Annotated in this window: 20 protein-coding genes and 1 tRNA gene; 7 read left to right on the top strand and 14 right to left on the bottom strand. The window is 49.1% G+C overall.

Features of this window, described 5'->3' with window-relative positions; genetic code table 11:
* Positions 1–8: 8 nt before the first annotated feature.
* From GWC94_RS03025 to GWC94_RS02995, 8 genes are all read right to left on the bottom strand, one after another.
* On the bottom strand, positions 9–2,822 hold the full coding sequence (locus tag GWC94_RS03025; RefSeq protein WP_161833505.1) for a TonB-dependent receptor: 2,814 nt from the start codon (positions 2,820–2,822) through the stop codon (positions 9–11).
* Between the two features lie 431 nt (positions 2,823–3,253).
* Positions 3,254–3,715 carry a YbhB/YbcL family Raf kinase inhibitor-like protein gene (locus GWC94_RS03020; RefSeq protein WP_161833504.1) on the bottom strand — a complete coding sequence of 154 codons (462 nt, stop codon included), beginning with the start codon at positions 3,713–3,715 and terminating at the stop codon, positions 3,254–3,256.
* Between the two features lie 84 nt (positions 3,716–3,799).
* Positions 3,800–4,009 carry a hypothetical protein gene (locus GWC94_RS16775; protein WP_235918433.1) on the bottom strand — a complete coding sequence of 70 codons (210 nt, stop codon included), beginning with the start codon at positions 4,007–4,009 and terminating at the stop codon, positions 3,800–3,802.
* 41 nt (positions 4,010–4,050) lie between these two features.
* Complete coding sequence (locus tag GWC94_RS16770; RefSeq protein ID WP_235918432.1) at positions 4,051–4,347, bottom strand: ORF6N domain-containing protein; 297 nt, start codon at positions 4,345–4,347, stop codon at positions 4,051–4,053.
* Between the two features lie 133 nt (positions 4,348–4,480).
* A complete protein-coding gene (locus tag GWC94_RS03010; RefSeq protein ID WP_161833503.1) occupies positions 4,481–5,203 on the bottom strand; it encodes a hypothetical protein in 723 nt (240 codons plus the stop codon).
* A gap of 23 nt (positions 5,204–5,226) precedes the next feature.
* Entirely contained in the window at positions 5,227–5,997 is a 771-nt protein-coding gene (locus tag GWC94_RS03005) for a DUF4097 family beta strand repeat-containing protein (protein ID WP_161833502.1), read from the bottom strand.
* Between the two features lie 102 nt (positions 5,998–6,099).
* Positions 6,100–6,885, bottom strand: coding sequence for a HEAT repeat domain-containing protein (locus tag GWC94_RS03000; protein WP_161833501.1), 786 nt, complete (start codon positions 6,883–6,885; stop codon positions 6,100–6,102).
* Positions 6,878–7,432: an RNA polymerase sigma factor gene (locus GWC94_RS02995; protein ID WP_161833500.1), complete on the bottom strand. Its 555-nt coding sequence runs from the start codon at positions 7,430–7,432 to the stop codon at positions 6,878–6,880. Before GWC94_RS02995 ends, GWC94_RS03000 begins: the two co-directional genes overlap by 8 nt.
* Positions 7,433–7,906: 474 nt before the next feature.
* On the opposite strand from GWC94_RS02995, the gene GWC94_RS02990 reads away from it, so the two are divergent.
* From GWC94_RS02990 to GWC94_RS02980, 3 genes are read left to right on the top strand one after another with little or no spacing between them, the layout of a single operon-like run.
* A complete protein-coding gene (locus GWC94_RS02990) occupies positions 7,907–8,122 on the top strand; it encodes a helix-turn-helix transcriptional regulator (protein ID WP_161833499.1) in 216 nt (71 codons plus the stop codon).
* Positions 8,119–8,457, top strand: coding sequence for a HipA N-terminal domain-containing protein (locus GWC94_RS02985; RefSeq protein ID WP_161833498.1), 339 nt, complete (start codon positions 8,119–8,121; stop codon positions 8,455–8,457). The genes GWC94_RS02990 and GWC94_RS02985 overlap by 4 nt, the downstream gene beginning before the upstream one ends.
* Positions 8,450–9,427 carry a HipA domain-containing protein gene (locus tag GWC94_RS02980; RefSeq protein WP_161833497.1) on the top strand — a complete coding sequence of 326 codons (978 nt, stop codon included), beginning with the start codon at positions 8,450–8,452 and terminating at the stop codon, positions 9,425–9,427. The genes GWC94_RS02985 and GWC94_RS02980 overlap by 8 nt, the downstream gene beginning before the upstream one ends.
* Before the next feature lie 245 nt (positions 9,428–9,672).
* Here GWC94_RS02980 and GWC94_RS17065 read toward each other — a convergent pair whose 3' ends face one another.
* The 4 genes from GWC94_RS17065 to GWC94_RS02960 all read right to left on the bottom strand — a co-directional run bounded on the left by GWC94_RS17065 (position 9,673) and on the right by GWC94_RS02960 (position 11,682).
* Positions 9,673–9,951: a GIY-YIG nuclease family protein gene (locus GWC94_RS17065; RefSeq protein ID WP_161833496.1), complete on the bottom strand. Its 279-nt coding sequence runs from the start codon at positions 9,949–9,951 to the stop codon at positions 9,673–9,675.
* A gap of 87 nt (positions 9,952–10,038) precedes the next feature.
* Positions 10,039–10,125, bottom strand: a tRNA-Ser gene (locus GWC94_RS02970).
* 125 nt (positions 10,126–10,250) lie between these two features.
* The gene (locus tag GWC94_RS02965; RefSeq protein WP_202628616.1) at positions 10,251–11,015 is read right to left on the bottom strand and encodes a TatD family hydrolase; all 765 of its coding nucleotides are present in this window, start codon (positions 11,013–11,015) and stop codon (positions 10,251–10,253) included.
* A 43-nt stretch (positions 11,016–11,058) separates the two neighbouring features.
* Positions 11,059–11,682 carry a polysaccharide deacetylase family protein gene (locus GWC94_RS02960; RefSeq protein WP_161833495.1) on the bottom strand — a complete coding sequence of 208 codons (624 nt, stop codon included), beginning with the start codon at positions 11,680–11,682 and terminating at the stop codon, positions 11,059–11,061.
* A 123-nt stretch (positions 11,683–11,805) separates the two neighbouring features.
* On the opposite strand from GWC94_RS02960, the gene gltX reads away from it, so the two are divergent.
* From gltX to GWC94_RS02945, 3 genes are all read left to right on the top strand, one after another.
* Positions 11,806–13,314 (top strand): glutamate--tRNA ligase, encoded by a 1,509-nt coding sequence (gene gltX, locus GWC94_RS02955; RefSeq protein WP_161833494.1) that lies wholly within the window; start codon positions 11,806–11,808, stop codon positions 13,312–13,314.
* A 94-nt stretch (positions 13,315–13,408) separates the two neighbouring features.
* Positions 13,409–14,962, top strand: coding sequence for a glycosyltransferase family 39 protein (locus tag GWC94_RS02950; RefSeq protein WP_161833493.1), 1,554 nt, complete (start codon positions 13,409–13,411; stop codon positions 14,960–14,962).
* A gap of 50 nt (positions 14,963–15,012) precedes the next feature.
* The gene (locus tag GWC94_RS02945) at positions 15,013–15,426 is read left to right on the top strand and encodes a cobalamin B12-binding domain-containing protein (RefSeq protein WP_202628615.1); all 414 of its coding nucleotides are present in this window, start codon (positions 15,013–15,015) and stop codon (positions 15,424–15,426) included.
* A 162-nt stretch (positions 15,427–15,588) separates the two neighbouring features.
* On the opposite strand, the gene GWC94_RS02940 is transcribed toward GWC94_RS02945, so the two are convergent.
* On the bottom strand, positions 15,589–16,188 hold the full coding sequence (locus GWC94_RS02940; protein ID WP_161833492.1) for a trimeric intracellular cation channel family protein: 600 nt from the start codon (positions 16,186–16,188) through the stop codon (positions 15,589–15,591).
* Between the two features lie 63 nt (positions 16,189–16,251).
* Here GWC94_RS02940 and GWC94_RS02935 point away from each other — a divergent pair, with 63 nt between their 5' ends.
* Positions 16,252–17,028, top strand: a complete 777-nt coding sequence (locus GWC94_RS02935; protein WP_161833491.1) for an enoyl-CoA hydratase/isomerase family protein — start codon at positions 16,252–16,254, stop codon at positions 17,026–17,028.
* Between the two features lie 119 nt (positions 17,029–17,147).
* Here the strand turns inward: GWC94_RS02935 and GWC94_RS02930 are convergent, their stop codons facing one another.
* The gene (locus tag GWC94_RS02930) at positions 17,148–18,227 is read right to left on the bottom strand and encodes an alkaline phosphatase family protein (protein WP_161833490.1); all 1,080 of its coding nucleotides are present in this window, start codon (positions 18,225–18,227) and stop codon (positions 17,148–17,150) included.
* Between the last annotated feature and the right edge of the window lie 160 nt (positions 18,228–18,387).

The raw sequence follows: 18,387 nt of genomic DNA, 5'->3' as shown, positions 1-18,387 counted from the left end.
TCGTTTTATCAGAAATTGTAACCAAGGGTCAGGCCGATTGTGGTACCGAATTTCCTGGTCAGGCGATATGGATCTTTTGATTTGTCAAGTGCCGTATTGCCATCGGGGTTCTGGTAGAAGTACAGGGTCTGGTTCAGGATATCCTGTACGTTGAAGCGCAGTTCCGCTTTGTTCTTGGCGAACTTTTTTGTTAACTGGAAATCCAGTACGGGTCTTGACGACTCATAGATATCGGGCTGATCAAGGCTGCCCACAAAAGTTACACGACGGCCGATCTGGTTGTACAGCACCGTTGCGCTGAAACCTTTTGGCTCGAGATCATACATCAGTGAGAGATTCACCAGGTAAGGCGACTGTCCCTGCAATGGCCTGTCGAGCGACAGGTTCACATCTTTCACACGGCTGCGTATATAGGAACCGTTGGCCGCAAATGTGAAATTTTTCAGTGCTGAGGCAAAATCGAGTTTTTTACGGAATTCAAGTTCCAGGCCAAAAGCATTTGCGCTTTCGGGGTTGGCAAAATTGAATACGCTCGCGCCACCGCTGCCGAAGTTGTAGATCATTTCGATAGGCTTATCAAAATGCTTGAAGAAAGCGCCTACCGTAAACACTTCGCCCGAACGGGGATACAGTTCATAACGCAGGTCTACATTCGTTATCTTGGTACGCTTCAGTGCAGGAGAGCCCTGTACCGCCGCGTTGAGTTCAAAATCATAATACTGGAAGGTAGACAGTTCCCTGAACTCAGGCCTCACCACGGTTTGCGATGCAGACAAACGCAGGTTGGTCTGGTTATTCAGTTTTACCGTAGCATTCAATCCAGGCAGGAAATCTGTTACGCGGGTGTTTACATGCCGCGGATCCGATTTACGCACGCTGCCGATCAGCTGATCGTAATCCTCCACCCTTACACCCCATATCACACGCAGTGCATTGCCGAACTGGTTATCGAACTGCACGTAACCTGCATTCAGGATTGTGTTGGCGAGGTAACGGTACAGGCTTCCTTTGATCGCATCAAAAGCAAGCATATTGCTGGTAGCGGAACCGTCGCCGAAATTAGCCGGTGCAAATACCTGGTCGGGCGGCAATGTGCGCAGAGCCACATTGTCTCTCGGAAGGTAAATAGAGAAAGGTTTGGCATCGAACAAACGGTCTTTCACCTGGAGCATATACCCGCCTTTCACCGTTTGCTTGGTACCGAAGGCATCGAAAGTATACGACAGGTCGGCACCACCTGCATAAATATAATCGCTCAGGCTCTGGTAGAAACGGTTACCGCTTTTCTGCGATAAAACGTTCGACATGAGCATCACATACGGATTGGTAGCGGCCGAGTTGTTTTTCAGGTAGTAGATCCTGCGCTGATCGGGCACATACCCGTCGAGCAGGTTGAAAGAACCGTACCACCTGAACTTAAGTACGTTTGGTTTGATATTGTGCTCACCCATCAGCTGTGAGTTCCAGAAAGTGTTCTGTTCAAATCCGAGCTCATACCCGCGGGCGCTGTCGAGCAGGGCATTGCCGTTTCCTTCCACACCCGTACGCAGCGTGGTATAATCCGATGCATTGATGTTGAACAGCGATTTGATGGAGATCTTGTTGTTGTTATTGATCTGGTAGGTAAGGTTACCCAGTGCACCCCAGAGAATATCGGTGCTGTAACGGTCATCGTTAAAGCTGAAATCAGGGGTAAAAGTACCGTTACCGATAAAGTTGAAGCCGTTGTTGGTGGCTTTCAGGTAGCGGCCCGATTTATTATAGGTAAGACCGAAAATACCGCCCAGTTTGCTGTTGTTGCCTTTCAGGTCGGCAGTAAAACCGCCGCTCATCTGCAGCTGGCCGTTAAGCCTGTTCAGGCCGTTGTTAACAGATGCATTCCAGATACTGGGGAATGATTTTCCGATAGCTGTTTTCTGCTGCGGGCTGAGGTTGTCGAAAGTGGATTTGTTGGTATAACCGGAAGGCAGAGAACGCGTACCGTCATCGATACCCAGCCAGTCTGTTTTGCCTCCCTGGTAGGTATAGAAATCACGGTTGATGGTTTGCGTATTGAAGCCGGTACCCACCTGCAGGTTAAAAAAGTTTTTGGAAGGAATATCCCGGGTGTTTACCTGAATCAGACCACCGGCCCATTCGCCCGGCAATTCGGGAACGAACGCTTTATTGATAACGATGTTATCGATCATGTTCGAAGGGATCTGATCAAAAGAGAAGGCTTTCCTGTCGGGTTCGGTGCTGCCCAGCTGAATACCGTTGATCATGGCCAGGTTGTATCTTTCCGCCAGACCGCGAACGATCAGGAATTTACCCTCCTGGATGCTTGCACCCGGTGTACGCTTCAGTACTTCGCCGGTGTTTTTATCAGGAGAACGGCGGATGGCTTCTGCGGAAACCACGGAAGCAACCGTGTTGGTGTTTTTCTGGAAAGAGATCATGGCATTCACTGTCTCGCCACGTGCACCCGCACGGGCCGAGCTTCTTACCGTTACGGCCTCAAGCTGTTTGCCGGCTTCTTCCAATACCACATCCACGGTTTCATCGTCACCAGCCCTGGCAACCGAGATATCGGAGACAGTTTTGTCTTTGTAACCTACGTATGAAAAACTGATCTCGTATTTTTTGCCGGGTTGTATTGTAATAGCGTAGCGGCCATCCACATCGCTTCTTGCATATCCGTTGGCAGTGCCGCCGATCTTAACAGTTACGCCGGTAAGCGCTTCGTTCCTATTATTGGTAACCTTACCGATAATCCGGGTTTTTTGAGAGAAAGCAGTGAGTGATAATAAACAAAGAGAGAGTATCCAGTATAATTTCTTCACAGCGGAAATTTTAATGCTGCGAAAGTATCCGGGCTATGTTACCAAATTGTTACCGCAATGTTACCTGCCGATTAATAATGTTAACACATTACTATGAGGTAACAATTTGGTAACATAGACGGGATCATATAATTATAATAGACATACAGGTATGATCAGAAAAGAGGAAGATTGTACCCGGGTTTGGTGCGCAAGAAAAGAATTCGTGTGGAAATATTTATACGGCAGGCAAACACGGCTGCCGGAATACCGTCGGGAATATGTGCTGGCACGGTTTTGGAACCAGTATAGGCACTACGTTCTTTCATTTATACTGGGGTGGTTCTCCCTGAGAAATATACCCAAATGATCTGATCCGGATAATACCGGCGAAGAGAGTTATACATGAAGGAACTGGGCCGTCTCCAACGAGACGGCCTTTTGTTTATACATCATTCGCTGCCCTTATGCCGGTAGGTTCCCATACAGGTGCCCTCAGCCAGGATATGCGATTCCATGGCCTGCTCAACCGTTTTTCGGTCCGAATGACCGGGAATATCCAATGGTGCATCCAGCGCGTATACATGAAAATAGTAGCGGTGTGTGCCGCTGGGAGGACAGGGTCCATGGTATCCTGTTTTACCGGAGCTGTTCCTGCCGCTGATGCCGGGGTTTGTGTTTTCGGCAATACCGGCCGGGGGAATATTCCACTCGATCCAGTGATCAAATATGCCGCCCGGCGCGTCAGGGTCTTCCATAATAATGGCAATACAGGCAGTTTCTTCAGGCAGGTTGTGAATACGAATGGCGGGGTTGGTATTATTTCCGTCGCAGGTATATTTTTCGGGCATAGGACCATTGTTTTCAAATGCGGGACTTTCCACATGCAATAGACCGGTTTCAACTGTTTTCATAAAAAGGATTTTCAGGAAGAGCATCAAAACCGGGCCTGCCACCCTACCCGCATGATGTGCGATATGTGTAAACATCCTTCCACATTATTTGCGGAAACCGATCTTTTCCCTGTCCTGCCATGCCATTTTATCGGCGCGCCCATCCAGTAAATTTTCGATGGCTTCGTATATCTGTTCAAGCTGCATATCGTGGCCGTCGATACGCTGTTTCAGTGCAAGCAGCTGCTCCATAATACGGCCGTCCTGCAACATTTTTCGGTATGCAATGAAGGCGCGCACGATGGCAATATTCATCTTTTTGGCTTTCGCGCTTTTTAAAATACTCGCAAGCATGGTTACGCCATGTTCCGTAAACGCGAGCGGAAGGTACCTGCCCGTACGGTTTTCGGATATTTCATCATCACAAATTGTGATGATGAAATATCCGCCCATTCGGTCAATGTGAGTTTGAACATAAAATCTGCCGGAAACCGGTCAAGGTTACGTTTGACCGCCTGGTTGAGTGCCCGGGTTTCCACCTCATAGATTTCCGCCAGGTGAAGATCCAGCATCACTTTCTGGTTACGGATAATGTATACTTTATCCTGGATAGTCTTTTCGTCGTAGATAACGGGAAGTCTGGATTTAGTCATCCCCAAATATGACCCGATTCCGGGGTTTGGGATAGCGTATTTATACGCGGTGGTTTTATGGAGTTACCGGCAAAAAAAGCGGGGCATACCTGCCCCGCAATGGGAATACCAAACAGTACAGAAATTATGACAATCAGGGTTTCCGCAGGTAGATCTTTCCGTAGGTGGACTTAAAAATATATTCAGGCCCTTTACCAGGTTCGGCGGTGATGGAAGTAAAAAAGTCTTTCTGTGTCTTATCCGTTATCTTCAGATCAAGGTTGCTGTATATCTGGCCATAACTGGTGGTGGCTTTGAGTTTGCCTGTAGCCGACTCATTCACGGTGGCGTCAATACCGCCATAGGTTGCATCGATATTGGCCGGTGCGTTGAAATTAATGATCTCCACGATGCCGTAGACAGAATTGATATCCGTTCGTGTATTGGCCGGCACTTTCACCTCAACGGTGATTTCCATATCCACACCTTCCGAAGACATGGTTCCTCCGCCGGACTGCCTGGTGAAGGACCGGAAATCGTCCTTGCTGCGAAATACGGTCTTTTTACCGTCTTTGTACAGGGTATACCGGCGGGGCAGTTTGTCCATATCACGGATCTTGTTTTTGATAAACAGCACGCCGTTCTCTTTGCTGTCTTCCAGCACAAATGCAGAGTCGTTTTCACCGTCGTTGATGTTCACCTTTGCGGTAACAGCCACTTCGTTCTTATCCCAGGTGGAAACATGTACGATTTTGGGGTAATCGAATTTCAGTTTTACCGATTCACCCGTTTTAACCGGGTAGGTTTTGGAAACCACCGACTGCGCCATGGCCTGCACAGACAGGATACAGGCAGCGATCAAACATATTTTTTTCATACGATTTGATTTAGTGTTGATGATTATTCCGCCTTACGCAGGTAGATTTTTCCGTAGTCTGAGCGCAGTGTAAGCTCGGTGCCCCCGCCGTTGAGTTTACCTTTTACATTGCTGTTGCTGTAGCGTATCATATCGCCGCTGGTTGTTTTTTCCAGTTCGATATTAAGCCCGGATGCGGCCAGCAGCTCGCCATAAGAGGTTTTCATACTGATATTGGCTTTGGTGGTTGCCGGCACTGCCACATCCACAAAACCATAAATGGATACCAGCGAAAGCGGGCCTTTGATATTGTCCTTGAACCTGGCTTCCACACCACCGTACACGGATTTTACAGTAAGCGGACCCGTTACGTTCTCCAGCGAAACTTTGTTATGCTGTACGGATATTTCCAACTCGCCATCAAGGTCTTTGAATTCTGATTTTCCTGCATTCATCACTTTATCAAAAGTGTAGGAAACGCTCATTGACTTCGGCACTTTGATCACCACTTCACCGTCGCGGCTGGACACCTGGTTAACCTCCACCGTATTGCCCTTGTCAGCTACATTGATCCCTATGCCTGTATTATCCGAAAGACCGGAACCGTTGATCGGTCGGAGCCCCTTGGCTCTTTCATCATCGTCTTTTTCATGCCTGCCGGATGTAAAGATGATCTCACTGCCGGAATATCCTTCCACGCGGACAGAGGAGAGATGTATGACCAGCTTGCCGGTTGATTTTGCGAGTTTGAACTGCGCCTGCAGGGCTGTGATGGCGAACAATGCTGCCATGGTTACTATCAGATACTTTTTCATTTGCGTTTTGTTTTTGTTTTGTTTACAGATAAGCGGCATTGCACAGCACTGTCATGCATGAACCAGTATGGTGCGCATTGCCTTGTGTATGTTGGTTTATCATTACAATCTTAGCGTGAATATGCTGGAATACGCGTGGTCTTTTACCGCATCCATGGTTTTGGTGTCGTTAACCATCTTATCCAGCTGCTGCAGTATTTTTCTTTCGCGCAGCGTGGTAAGCATATCGATCAATGCGATCTGTACCATGGGATCGCTCTGTTTTTTCAGCGATTCAACCAGTTTCTTCTTTACGTACGATTCCCGCTGAAACTTACCCAGCGCTTCCAGGGCAGCCAGCCGCACATTGGTATTGGGGTCGTTATTCAGTGTTTTTGTCAGTGCATCGATGATATCGTGGTCGATATCGGACAGTTTCAGGGCTTCCGAAGCTGCGATCATACGCTGGCTGGGGGCATCCATATCCTGCAGCCTGGCGAAGATCATTTGCCGGTTGCGCTCGATAACGGATGTGTTGTTCGTTTTTTCTTCTGCCGGTGTACGCACTGTTGCCAGTGTTGCCGGCTCTTTTACCACAGACGGCTGGTCTGTTACCACCGGCTGCTGATACGGTGTCATATTGGAATCTGACGGCACCGCCCCCCTGGCTATGTCTTTGGCCGCGGGTTCCGGTTGGCGGGCGATCCAGAAAATGGCTGCGCCTGCCAGCAGAACCAGACATGCTGCGGCAAACCGAACCACCCGTATCGGTACCAGCACCGCGCGCTGTTTTTTACCGCTGGCGCCTGCCAGCTGCTGCTGAATACGCGCCAGCACTGCCGGATCCGGCGTGCGCGTATCAAATGCACCGGCATTATCGCGGACGAATTTTTCGAGCTGATTATCCATGGTATCCGTTTTCTTTCAGTAGGTTCAATATTTTCTGTTTGGCGCGGTGGTACTGTATCCGAACCGTGTTATTGGCGATTCCCAGCATCTCGGCTATCTCCACCTGGGGTATGTTCTCTATCACATACAACTGAAAAACCCTGCGGTACGGATCGGGCAACTGTTCAAGCGCCTGCTGTATCTTTTCGACGGTGAAACTGAACCGGTGCTCATCAATCGGCGCCTCTTCGTTTACGCCGTCGGCCGGCTCAAGTTCCACCATACGCACTTTTTTCTTACGGAGCAGGGACACAGACTTGTTGATGGCAATCCGCTTCACCCATGCCCTGAACCCTCCCGTATGCTGGTAACCCCCAATCGCCTGGAAAGCCGCCACAAAACTCTCCTGTAAAACATCCTCTGCTTCAGCCGTATGTCCTACCAACCGGTAAATACTGTTGTACACCTCTTTAGCATAGCGGTTATACAGTCCTGTGAAGCCGGCGGGATCGCCGTTCTTACACATATCCACCATTTCTTCGGTTGTTATCGTCTCCAGGAGTTCCAAATACAGTTAGTAAAAGCGTTGTACAATAGGCTAATCGCCGGTTTGAAGATAATGTTACAGGAAAAGACAGGGAGTTTCCGGAAAAAGGTGAAAAATCTCCCCTGCAACAGGGTCTAAGCGTGAGGATTGTAACAAGACCCCATCCGTTTACCGGGATGGGCAGTTTATCCCCCGATCATGTTTGCAAACGGAGCGAGCCAGTTCTTATTAAGTTGCTGTTGTCTCCTGTCACTGATCTCCTGAGCTGCTTTTGATTACTATGGCATTCCATCGGCATAGAAAACCGCTGAACAATGGCGGTATCGAAGTATCCAACGGCATCGCGTCCCTGACTTTCCGAAAATATAGTTTGACACTGTTGAGTGGTGTGATTTATACCCTATCTGGTATAATTTATTCATTTATTCCATTATTTATACCCTTTTAGGTATAATTTAAATAGATTTCTTATTTTTATACCCAAATGGGTATATAATGAATCAATTATCCAAACTCATCAAGGAGCGCCGTAAAAAACTGGGCATGACACAGCATGATCTCTCCGTTAAATCTGGTCTGGGCTTACGGCTGGTCCGTGAGATCGAACAGGGTAAACAATCGATGCGCATGGACAAAGTGAACCAACTGCTGGACCTTTTTGGGATGGAACTGGTGGCTGCCCCAAAAAATCATTCAACCAATAACCCATGAATAAGCGCGGACTGATATACTATAACGAGTATTTGGCAGGCGTGATCACGCAGACCGATAACGGTTATGAATTTCGTTATGAACAAGAATACCTGGACAGTAAAGCTGCCAGGCCGGTAAGCGTGACGCTGCCCTTGCGCGCCGAACCCTACGAAGACAAAGTGCTGTTTGCTTTTTTTGATGGCTTGATACCCGAAGGTTGGTTGTTGACGGTCGCCATCGACCAATGGAAATTGCGGGAAGATGACCGGTTTGAATTGTTGCTGGCCGGCTGCCGTGACACCATCGGTGCGGTAACTGTTTTACCAGACGGGAAAAATAAAGACCATGGGTAATTGCTGGTTTTGTTACAAAGATGCAGACAGGGTGGAGTACCATCCCGCATGCGCAAAACGGTTCTTTGGAACTGAACAGGTCCCCTCGGTGGAACTGAACGATGCGTTACTGCAGGAAATGGCAAGCCGAACCATCAACGAACGCATAGCCGTTACCGGTGTTCAGCCCAAGCTATCCGTAACACTCGAAAAGGTACGGAAAGGCGAAAAGAACCAGAACATACGTCTGGCCATTGTCGGTCTCTGGGGCGAGTATATATTAAAGCCCCAGCACCGGCTTTTTGCGTCCATGCCTGAAACAGAAGATCTGACCATGCACATAGCAGTATTGTTCGGTATACCTGTATGCGATCATTGTTTGCTGCGCGCCTCAGATGGAAGCCTGGTATATATCGCCAGGCGCTTCGACCGAAAAAAAGGCAAAAAGATCCACCAAGAGGATCTCTGCCAGGTAGCAGGTTTTCCGACTGCGAATAAATATAAAAGCTCTTACGAAAAAGCAGGCAAACTCGTACGGCAGTATTGTACCAATGCGGGTCTGGATGCACTCGGCTATTTTGAACTGGTACTGTTCTCTTTTCTGTGCGGTAATAATGATATGCACCTGAAAAATTTTACCCTGATGCACCTGGAAGAAGGCATTGCACTGAGCCCCGCATATGACCTGCTCAATGTACAGCTCATCAATCCCAGGGATATGGAAGAGTTGGGCATGACCTTAAACGGCAAAAAGCGCAAGATCAAATTAACAGACTTGCGGGTCCTGGCAAAAGCCTTACAGATCCCTGAAAAGGCGATGGAGAATGTGTTCAAAAAATTTTCCGTTAAAAATGCGCAGGTGAATGACCTGATCAGGGCTTCTTTTTTGTCCGATGATTTAAAAGACCAATATCTGAAAATCTGGACTGACCGCCAACGCATCTTTACCCGCGACACGGGTATTAATGACAGCTATTCAGTCCTCGATTAAACGTTATCATTCCCGGATTGCAAGATCAGATTGCAATGATCCTGTACCATTCAACGCGATATACAGCGTATAGATATTACTTTGGAACGCAGGGCTGTTTTAAAGTAAATAGCGTACTTTTAAGAGTTATGTGTCATGCGATGCCCGTGATAATATCAAATGACTATAAAAAATGAAACTATTTACTACGTTGGCAATTTCAATCCTGGCTTCTACCATGATAATTGCGCAAGATCAGTTGACACTCAATCAGACATTCCAAATTTTGATACCAGTAAATTTTCAATGTACCTCCTTGACTTCATCGACTTGATTTGACGCTCACGTTTTAGAGCATCTGTTCGAGAGTAATAGACCTCAAAATACCGCAAGCGCCACGGACGCTTGGAAGCTGTATACCTGCTAAGTCCGTCAAAATGTTTTGACATTCTTCTGTCCAGGTCATCACATTGACCTATGTAATAGGAGAAATCTTTTATACTCTGTAATATGTAAACATAAAAATGCTTGTCATCAATTCCCATAGCAGGCAAAATTGCATTGACGGACTCAATTTAATTAGAGTGTTAATACCTGGATAAAATAACAAATTCCGCCAAATGCGGAATTTGCAGAGAGGAAGGGATTCGAACCCTCGATACGGTTTCCCGTATACACACTTTCCAGGCGTGCTCCTTCAACCACTCGGACACCTCTCTGTTTATTATATTCTTTTATACCGTTTACAAACTTTCTCCCCACAGTACTGTGGGAACTCCTTCAACCGCTCGGACACCTCCCTATTCCCCTTTTTGGGGAGTGCAAAAATAGCTTTTCAGCGCTACTATCCGAATATTTTTTGGGCGTTGGCGGTCGTGATCGCCGCTACCTCCGCTAAAGGGGTGTTTTTTACTTCCGCCAGCCTTGCGGCAATATAGGTCAGGTAGCTGCTTTCGTTCCTTTTTCCCCGGTGCGGCACCGGCGTCAGATAAGGGGCATCTGTCTCCAGCACCATATGTTCCAGGCCGATGGCCGAAAGGGCTTCGGGTAACCCGCCGTTCTTATAGGTGATCACCCCGCCGATACCCAGGTAAAAACCCATTTGACTGATCGCGGCCGCATCCTGTGCATGGCCGCTGAAACAGTGAAAAATACCGCGCAGTCCTTTATCAGCAAAGGGTTTTACGGTATCGATGGCCTCCTGCATGGCGTTTCGGGTATGTATCACCACCGGCAGGTCTCTGTCGAGCGCCCATTGCAGCTGGGTTTGGAAGGCCTGGTGCTGTTCTCTGGCAAAAGTTGTATCCCAGTAAAAATCAAGACCGATCTCCCCTATCGCGGCAAACTGTCTTTTGCCCAGCCATGCCTCCACAATTCCCAGTTCTTCCTGCCAGTTCTCCTTCACATAACAGGGATGCAGCCCCATCATCGAAACACAGGTATCGGGGTATGCCTGCTCCAGCGCCATCATATGACCGATCTCCGAGCTGTCGATACCGGGCAGGTAAATTTTCTGCACACCTTCTTTTTGTGCACGGTCCATTACCTCAGCGATGTCTTTTTTGAAATTATCCAGGTACATATGCGCATGTGTATCGATCAGTGTCATACTGCAAAGATACTACCCGATTTTTCTCCTGCACGGTATGGCATCAGGGGTTGATGGCCCGGAAAGTATAGCCCTGTGCCGAAAAATGCGCCAGCATGCGGGGTAATGCATACGAAAGCCGCTCCCAGGCCTTTTCGCTGTCATGAAACACGATAACAGACCCCGCGCGGGTATTGCGCAGTACATTCTGCAAACAGGCTTCGCCGGTAATGCGGGTATCAAAATCGCCGCTTAGCACAGACCACATAACGGTTTTCAGCGATAACTCCGAAGAAGCGATTTTTCTGAGCTGCGATCGCCTAATCCTTCCATAAGGCGGTCTGAAAAGCGGCGTGGTAACCAGCGCCGCGGTTTTACGGATATCCTCGAGATACACATTATCGTCCGTTCTCCATCCGTTGAGGTGGTGATAGGTATGATTGCCCACCGAATGCCCGTCCGACTGTATCCGCGCATAGATATCCGGCCTGGCCGCCACATTTTTACCGATACAGAAAAAAACCGCTTTTGCCCCGTACTGTGCCAGCAGGTCCAGTACAAACGGCGTGGCCTTCCCGTGCGGGCCGTCGTCAAACGTAAGATAGATCACTTTCTCCCTGCCCGGCATGCGCCATACAAGCGATGGATACAGCATCCGAAGCCACCAGGGTGAAGTGAGGAGGTACATGGCACAAAGGAAGCGAATATTGACTATCGAACAAGGAATATCGATCCCCGCCATCCATATTCCCCTGCTCGATGTTCCCTGTCCGGTAGTCGATATTACCCCGGTATTTCTTTTCTTTGCAACATGAACAAAAGAGTACGTGTGCGTTTTGCGCCCTCGCCCACGGGCGGACTGCACCTGGGTGGGGTTAGAACGGTATTGTATAATTATCTTTTTGCCAAACAGCAGGGCGGGGATTTTATTGTGCGGATAGAAGACACCGACCAGAATCGTTTTGTACCCGGCGCCGAAGCATATATTTTCGATACCCTTGCCTGGTGCGGATTGGTTCCCGACGAAAGCCCGGTACACGGCGGCCCTTTTGCTCCCTATCGCCAAAGCGAAAGAAAAGAAAACTACCGCCAGTATGCCGAGCAACTGGTAAAAAACGGTTTTGCCTATTATGCGTTTGACACACCGGAAGAGCTGGAGACAAAAAGAGCCCAGGTTCCCAATTTTCAATACAGCCATGCCACCCGTTCGGGTATGTGCAATTCGCTTACCCTGAGCGAGGCCGAAACGGCTGACAAACGGAAGGGTCCTTATGTGATCCGCATCAAAATGCCTGAATCGGAAACCGTGCGTTTTACCGATATGATCCGGGGAGAAGTTTCGTTCAACACCGCGCAGGTCGATGACAAGGTATTGCTGAAAGCCGATGGCATGCCTACCTATCACCTGGCTGTTGTGGTGGATGATTACCTGATGAAGATCAGCCATGCATTTCGCGGGGAAGAATGGCTGCCCTCTGCACCGGTGCACCTGCTGCTCTGGAAATACCTTGGCTGGGAAACGGATATGCCGCAATGGGCGCATCTTCCGCTTATCCTCAAACCCGATGGCAATGGCAAACTGAGCAAACGCGATGGAGATAGGCTCGGGTTTCCTGTATTTGCGATGGACTGGACGGATCCCCGTACCAACGAAACAACCGTGGGTTTCCGCGAACGCGGTTTTTTGCCGGAAGCATTTGTTAACCTGCTTGCCTTACTGGGATGGAACGATGGCACCGACAGTGAACTGTTTACCCTGGAAGAACTGGTACAGAAATTCTCGATGGAACGGGTACACAGGGCAGGGGCCAAATTTGATTTTGAGAAAGCCAAATGGTTCAACCATGAATGGATCCGGAAAGTACCGGTTGACCACTACCGGCAACAGGTACAACTACTGCTGGAGCAAAACGGCATAACCATACAAGACCAGGCAGTTCTTGAAAAAGTGCTGCAGCTGGTAAAAGACCGCTGCACTTTTCTTACCGATTTTGTGCAGCAGACATCCTTCTTTTTCAGAACGCCGGACAGTATTGACAGTGCGGCGATCAAACCCAAATGGGACAGCACCAAAAACCTTTTCTTCACCGAACTGATCCGTGCCTGGCAGTTAAGCACGCTATGGGAAGCCACCGATCTTGAAAAGGAATTCAAGGAACTGGCGGCCACCAACCAGTTAAAACCCGGCGAGCTGATGCTGCCCTTCAGGATCATGCTTGTGGGAGGCAAATTTGGTCCGGGTGTTTTTGATATCGCTGCCATCATCGGCAAAGAAGAAACCGTGCATCGCATCCAGCATACACTGAAATTACTGGCATAGAGATTCCGCAGGTTTTGCAGTGCCCCTGGTTGCCACAGGTGCAACGGATGGAGTTTTTTGACCACATCTGTTTATCTTGTCAGAAATCACCAGCATGAAACCAACGGCTGCCGCGAAATACACCATCGCCTTATTCGCGCTGATCAAACTATTGGTTCCCTTTGTTCTGATCCATCCCGATTTTGAACTGCACCGGGATGAGTTTCTTTACCTCGCCGATGCCGATCACCCGGCCTGGGGTTATATTGAAATGCCTCCGCTGCTGGCCTTCCTCGGATTCATCAGCAAGCTGCTGGGCGGCTCGGTTGCCACCGTATATATGTGGGGTGGTATTACCGGCGCATTGACAGTGACACTGGTTGGCCTGATCGTTTTACAACTCAATGGTAATACCACAGCGGTGTTCATGGCCTGCCTGGCTTTTCTCTGCTCGGGGTTCCTGCGTATGCATATCCTGTTCCAGCCCAATTTTCTCGATGTGCTTTTCTGGACCTGGGCCAGCTACCTGATCATCTGCTGGATACAAACAGACAAAAGCAAATACCTGTACTGGCTTGGCATCTGTTTTGGCCTGGGCATACTCGGTAAATATTCGATAGCGTTCTATATGATCTCATTCTTTGCTGCTGTAGTGCTTACGCGCAAAAGAAAATGGTTGGTCAACCAACATTTCTATTTCGCCATGCTGCTCGGGCTGCTGATCTGTCTGCCCAATCTTGTCTGGCAGTATACACATCATTTCCCGGTACTGCACCATATGGACCTGCTAACGCGCCAGCAGCTGCAGTACAACAGCCGTGCGGAATTCCTGGTAAACCAGTTACTGATCGCATTTCCCGCACTGGTCATCTGGCTTGGCGGACTGGGCTATACCATCCTACATCCAAAAGGCCGGGACTATATCATTATCGGCATTATTTATATCGGTATCCTGTCGCTGCTGTTGTTTTTTAACGGAAAGGGATATTATGCCGCTGCCATCTACCCTACGCTGATGGCATTTGGCGGCGTATGGTTTGCATCATGGGCCCGGGAAAAATATGGCTCCTGGTTCAAATGGATACTGCCCGTAATCATGGTGGCGATCACTTACGCCATCCTGCCGGTGATACTGCCTTACCAGTCGCCCGCAAAACTGGCAGTCCTGTACCCGCGTTCTGCCATAGGCAGATCGGGTGCGCTGAGATGGGAGGACCAAAAAGAACATTCCCTGCCGCAGGATTTTGCCGATATGCTTGGGTGGAAGGAAATGGCCGCGAAAACCGCACGCATTTACCAAACACTGCCCGATTCTGTAAAACCAACAACCATGGTCTACGGAGACAATTACGGTGAGGCCGGTGCACTTGGGTTTTATGGAAAGAAACTGGGCCTGCCAGAGATATACAGCGATAACGCCAGCTATGTATGCTGGATGCCGGACCGGTTCAACTACACCCATTTCCTGTTTGTTACCCAGGAACTGCCCGATGCAGACGATGCTTTTTTTCAGCACTGGAAGAAACGGGAGGTACTCGATTCGGTGACGAACCCGTTTGCAAGAGAATACCGATGTAAGATCGTTCTTTACAGCCAGCCCGATGATTCGGTAAAGATCATTGCGGAGCAAAACATACTTCGCGACAAAAAACGGTTTGGTCTGCGGTAACGGCGGGTCTTTTCGGAATCGTATTTCCGTTATTTTTACAGCCTGATTGCATGGATATGAAAAGACCCGTTCGTGTACTGGTTGCCAAGGTGGGGCTGGATGGCCATGACCGCGGCGCAAAAGTGATCGCCACCGCTTTGCGCGATGCAGGGATGGAAGTGATCTATACCGGTCTGCGCCAGACCCCTGAAATGGTTGTCAATGCAGCCCTGCAGGAAGATGTTGACGCCATCGGCATCAGTATTCTCAGCGGCGCGCATATGACGGTGTTCCCCAAAGTGATGGCGCTGCTGAAAGAAAAGGGTATGCACGATGTGCTGCTGACCGGCGGCGGCATTATTCCCGAAGAAGATATGCGATCATTGCACGAACTCGGCGTGGGCAAACTCTTTGCGCCCGGCACCCCCACCAGCGAAGTGGCCTCCTATATCTCCGCCTGGGTAGCGGATCATCGAAGTTTTTGAATGCGGAATGCGGATTCGGAATTCGCGGATTAGTGGATTCCGGATTAACGGATTATGGCGGATTACGCATTAACGCATTATTCGTATGTGAAACAGAGATAATCCGTGAATCCACGAATCGGGAATCCACGAATCGGGAATCCGCTAATCCTCCCATCCCTCTCAAACCTCAGGCAGGTAGATCTTTTTCCTGTTGGAGAAAATGCGTATGGACATTACGACCAGAACGCAGATGATGAGGTTGGGATTGTGTGCAACATCATAATGATCGAGTATCACATACAGTATACCGCCTACCGTACTGGCGGTGGCATAGAGCTCGCCTTTTTTCAACAGACCGGGTATTTCCCTGCAAAGTACATCGGCCACCAGTCCGCCAAAAGAGGCGGTGATCACACCCATTACCACGGCAAAACCATCGTTTAATCCGAATGCATAACTGCGGTCGATACCTGCAGCTGTGAACATACCCAGACCGATGGCGTCGGTATAAAAAATGATGCGGCGGAAACGGAGGGGATTGGCTTTGAAAAAAGAAACGATGATCACCGCGCCGATCACCAGCGCCAGGGCGAGGTAATCGTTCATCCAGTTGATCGGCGCGCCGATCAGCAGGTCGCGGATGGTACCCCCACCGTATGCACTGGTAAATGCGATCACCGCACCGCCAAAAATATCCATCTGGTGGGTACGGGCTTTGAATGCACCGGCGATGGCGAATACAAAAATACCCGTATAGATGATAACACCGAGGTAATTCATACTCTCAAGATACAAAATACCAATACAGGCACCTGTTATTATCTTTGCACCAAACGATCTGCCATGTATACAACCCTGCTTACGTCTCTGGAAAAAGGAATATTCACCATAACCATCAACCGGCCCGATAAACTCAATGCACTCAACAAACAGGTGTTTGCGGATCTCAATGCCGCACTGGACGAAGTGTACCGGAATGCTGCTATCAAATCCGTCATCATCACCGGAGCGGGTCCAAAATCTTTTGTGGCCGGTGCGGACATCGCCGAGTTCGGCGATCTGGACAAGGAGCAGGCGATGGATCTGGCGCGCAACGGACAGGATACTTTTTTCCGTATCGAGCGGTCGCCCAAACCGATAGTGGCCTGCGTAAATGGTTTTGCCCTGGGCGGCGGATGCGAACTGGCCATGAGCTGCCATTTCCGCATTGCATCCGATAACGCCAGGTTTGGCCAGCCGGAAGTGAACCTTGGACTGATCCCCGGCTATGGCGGTACGCAGAGACTGGTACAACTGGTGGGCAAAGGACGGGCCATGGAACTGCTGATGAGCGCGGCTATGATCGATGCGGCCACTGCCCTGCAATATGGCCTGGTAAACCATGTGGTTACCGCAGAAGAATTACTGCCGAAAGCCATCGGCATCCTCGATACGATCAACGGCAAAGCACCCATTGCCGTAGGCAAATGCATAGAAGCCGCCAACGCGGTATTCGATGAAACAAAGAATGGTTATGAAACAGAGGTACACGCTTTCGGAGCATGCTTCGGCACCGCCGACAGGAAAGAAGGCACCACGGCATTCCTGGAAAAAAGAAAAGCCGTGTTCAGGGGTGAGTGAGGATGATGGATTAGCGGATGATGGATCAGCGGATTAGTGGACGATGGATTATCGGATTCATCGAATCCCTCCATAAATAATCCGATAATCCATCGTCCACTAATCCGGAATCCACACACTTACCTCACCAACTCCCCGATCGCTTCCGCCACGGGATGGGAAGCTTTGTACGTTGTGCCCAATAGTTTTGCTATGGTTTGCGCGAACTGTTTTTGATAGTACAGCCCTTTTTCTTTTATCTCGCCGCCGGCAGGGGTATTGGGTCCCATTACCGCAAACCAGATCTGGTTGGCACCTTCAACCGATGCGCCATGACTGGTCCATTTTTCCTTCTGTACATCTCCCCTGCCATGATCCGTGGTAATGAACAGGGTGGTTTTGTTCCGGTATTGCGGGTCTGATTGCACAAAATCCCATATCTGTTTAATCCATGCATCAAACTGGTGGGCAGCATCGAGGTAGGAGCGGTACGCACCTGCATGCGCCCATTCATCGGTTTCACCGTAAGAGATATACAGCAGTTTCGGCTTTTTGGTCTGCAGGTATTCCATCGCCGCATAATGCGTAAATACATCAAAACACTCACCACCCCATTTTTTATAGGAATCGTCCAACATGGCATTGATCAGTTTTTCGTTGGCTGTCGGGTTGGCCCCGCCCGAATGATCGTAGGCTGCCACTACGGGTATGCCGCTTCTTTGTTCATTCAGTATGCGGTTAAACGCCTCCCAGGCGGTAAACGCTGCCACTTTGTGCTTATACGCCGGCTGCCTGTTCAGAAACTCAGGCAATGTGGTATTGGGATTGGGTTTATAATCGTTCGAGTTAATGGCGGTATCCGCATAACCGCACATGATCTCGCTGTAACCAGGGTAAGAAAACCAGTAAGGATTGGAAACGTTCACTTCGTTGCCGTATTCTCTGTTGCCATAGATACGGCCATGCTGTGCGATGGTATTCCAGAAAAAAGGCAATAATTTTTTCCGGCGCTCCCCGGGATCTGCTGCCCAGTACCGTGAAAAAATAGCGGCGCTGTCGCCCTCGTGAAATCGTTTATTGTCTGCGATCTCCTTATCCATTCCGCCAAACAATTCCTGCCAGCGAAATCCATCGGTTGTGATGATGATCACATTCTCTGCTTTCTGAGCGGATGTGGCTGCCGAAATCAGCAGCAGCAAACCCAGTATTTTTTCTTTCATGGTATCTGATTGTGATTAAAGATAGCGACTGCATGTAAATACGGCTTCGACCCTGTCAAAATTGCGCAAACGTTTGTATCTATGACAACCATCTGCCAACGACCGCCCTAACTTAAACGAAGGATATGTCAATTATAAATACCGCCTTCTGACATTTTTC

Source organism: Sediminibacterium soli (genome assembly GCF_009939225.1).
GTDB lineage: Bacteria > Bacteroidota > Bacteroidia > Chitinophagales > Chitinophagaceae > Sediminibacterium > Sediminibacterium soli.
The sequence above is the reverse complement of the archived record's forward strand: the minus strand, read 5'-3'. Positions and strand labels throughout refer to the sequence as shown.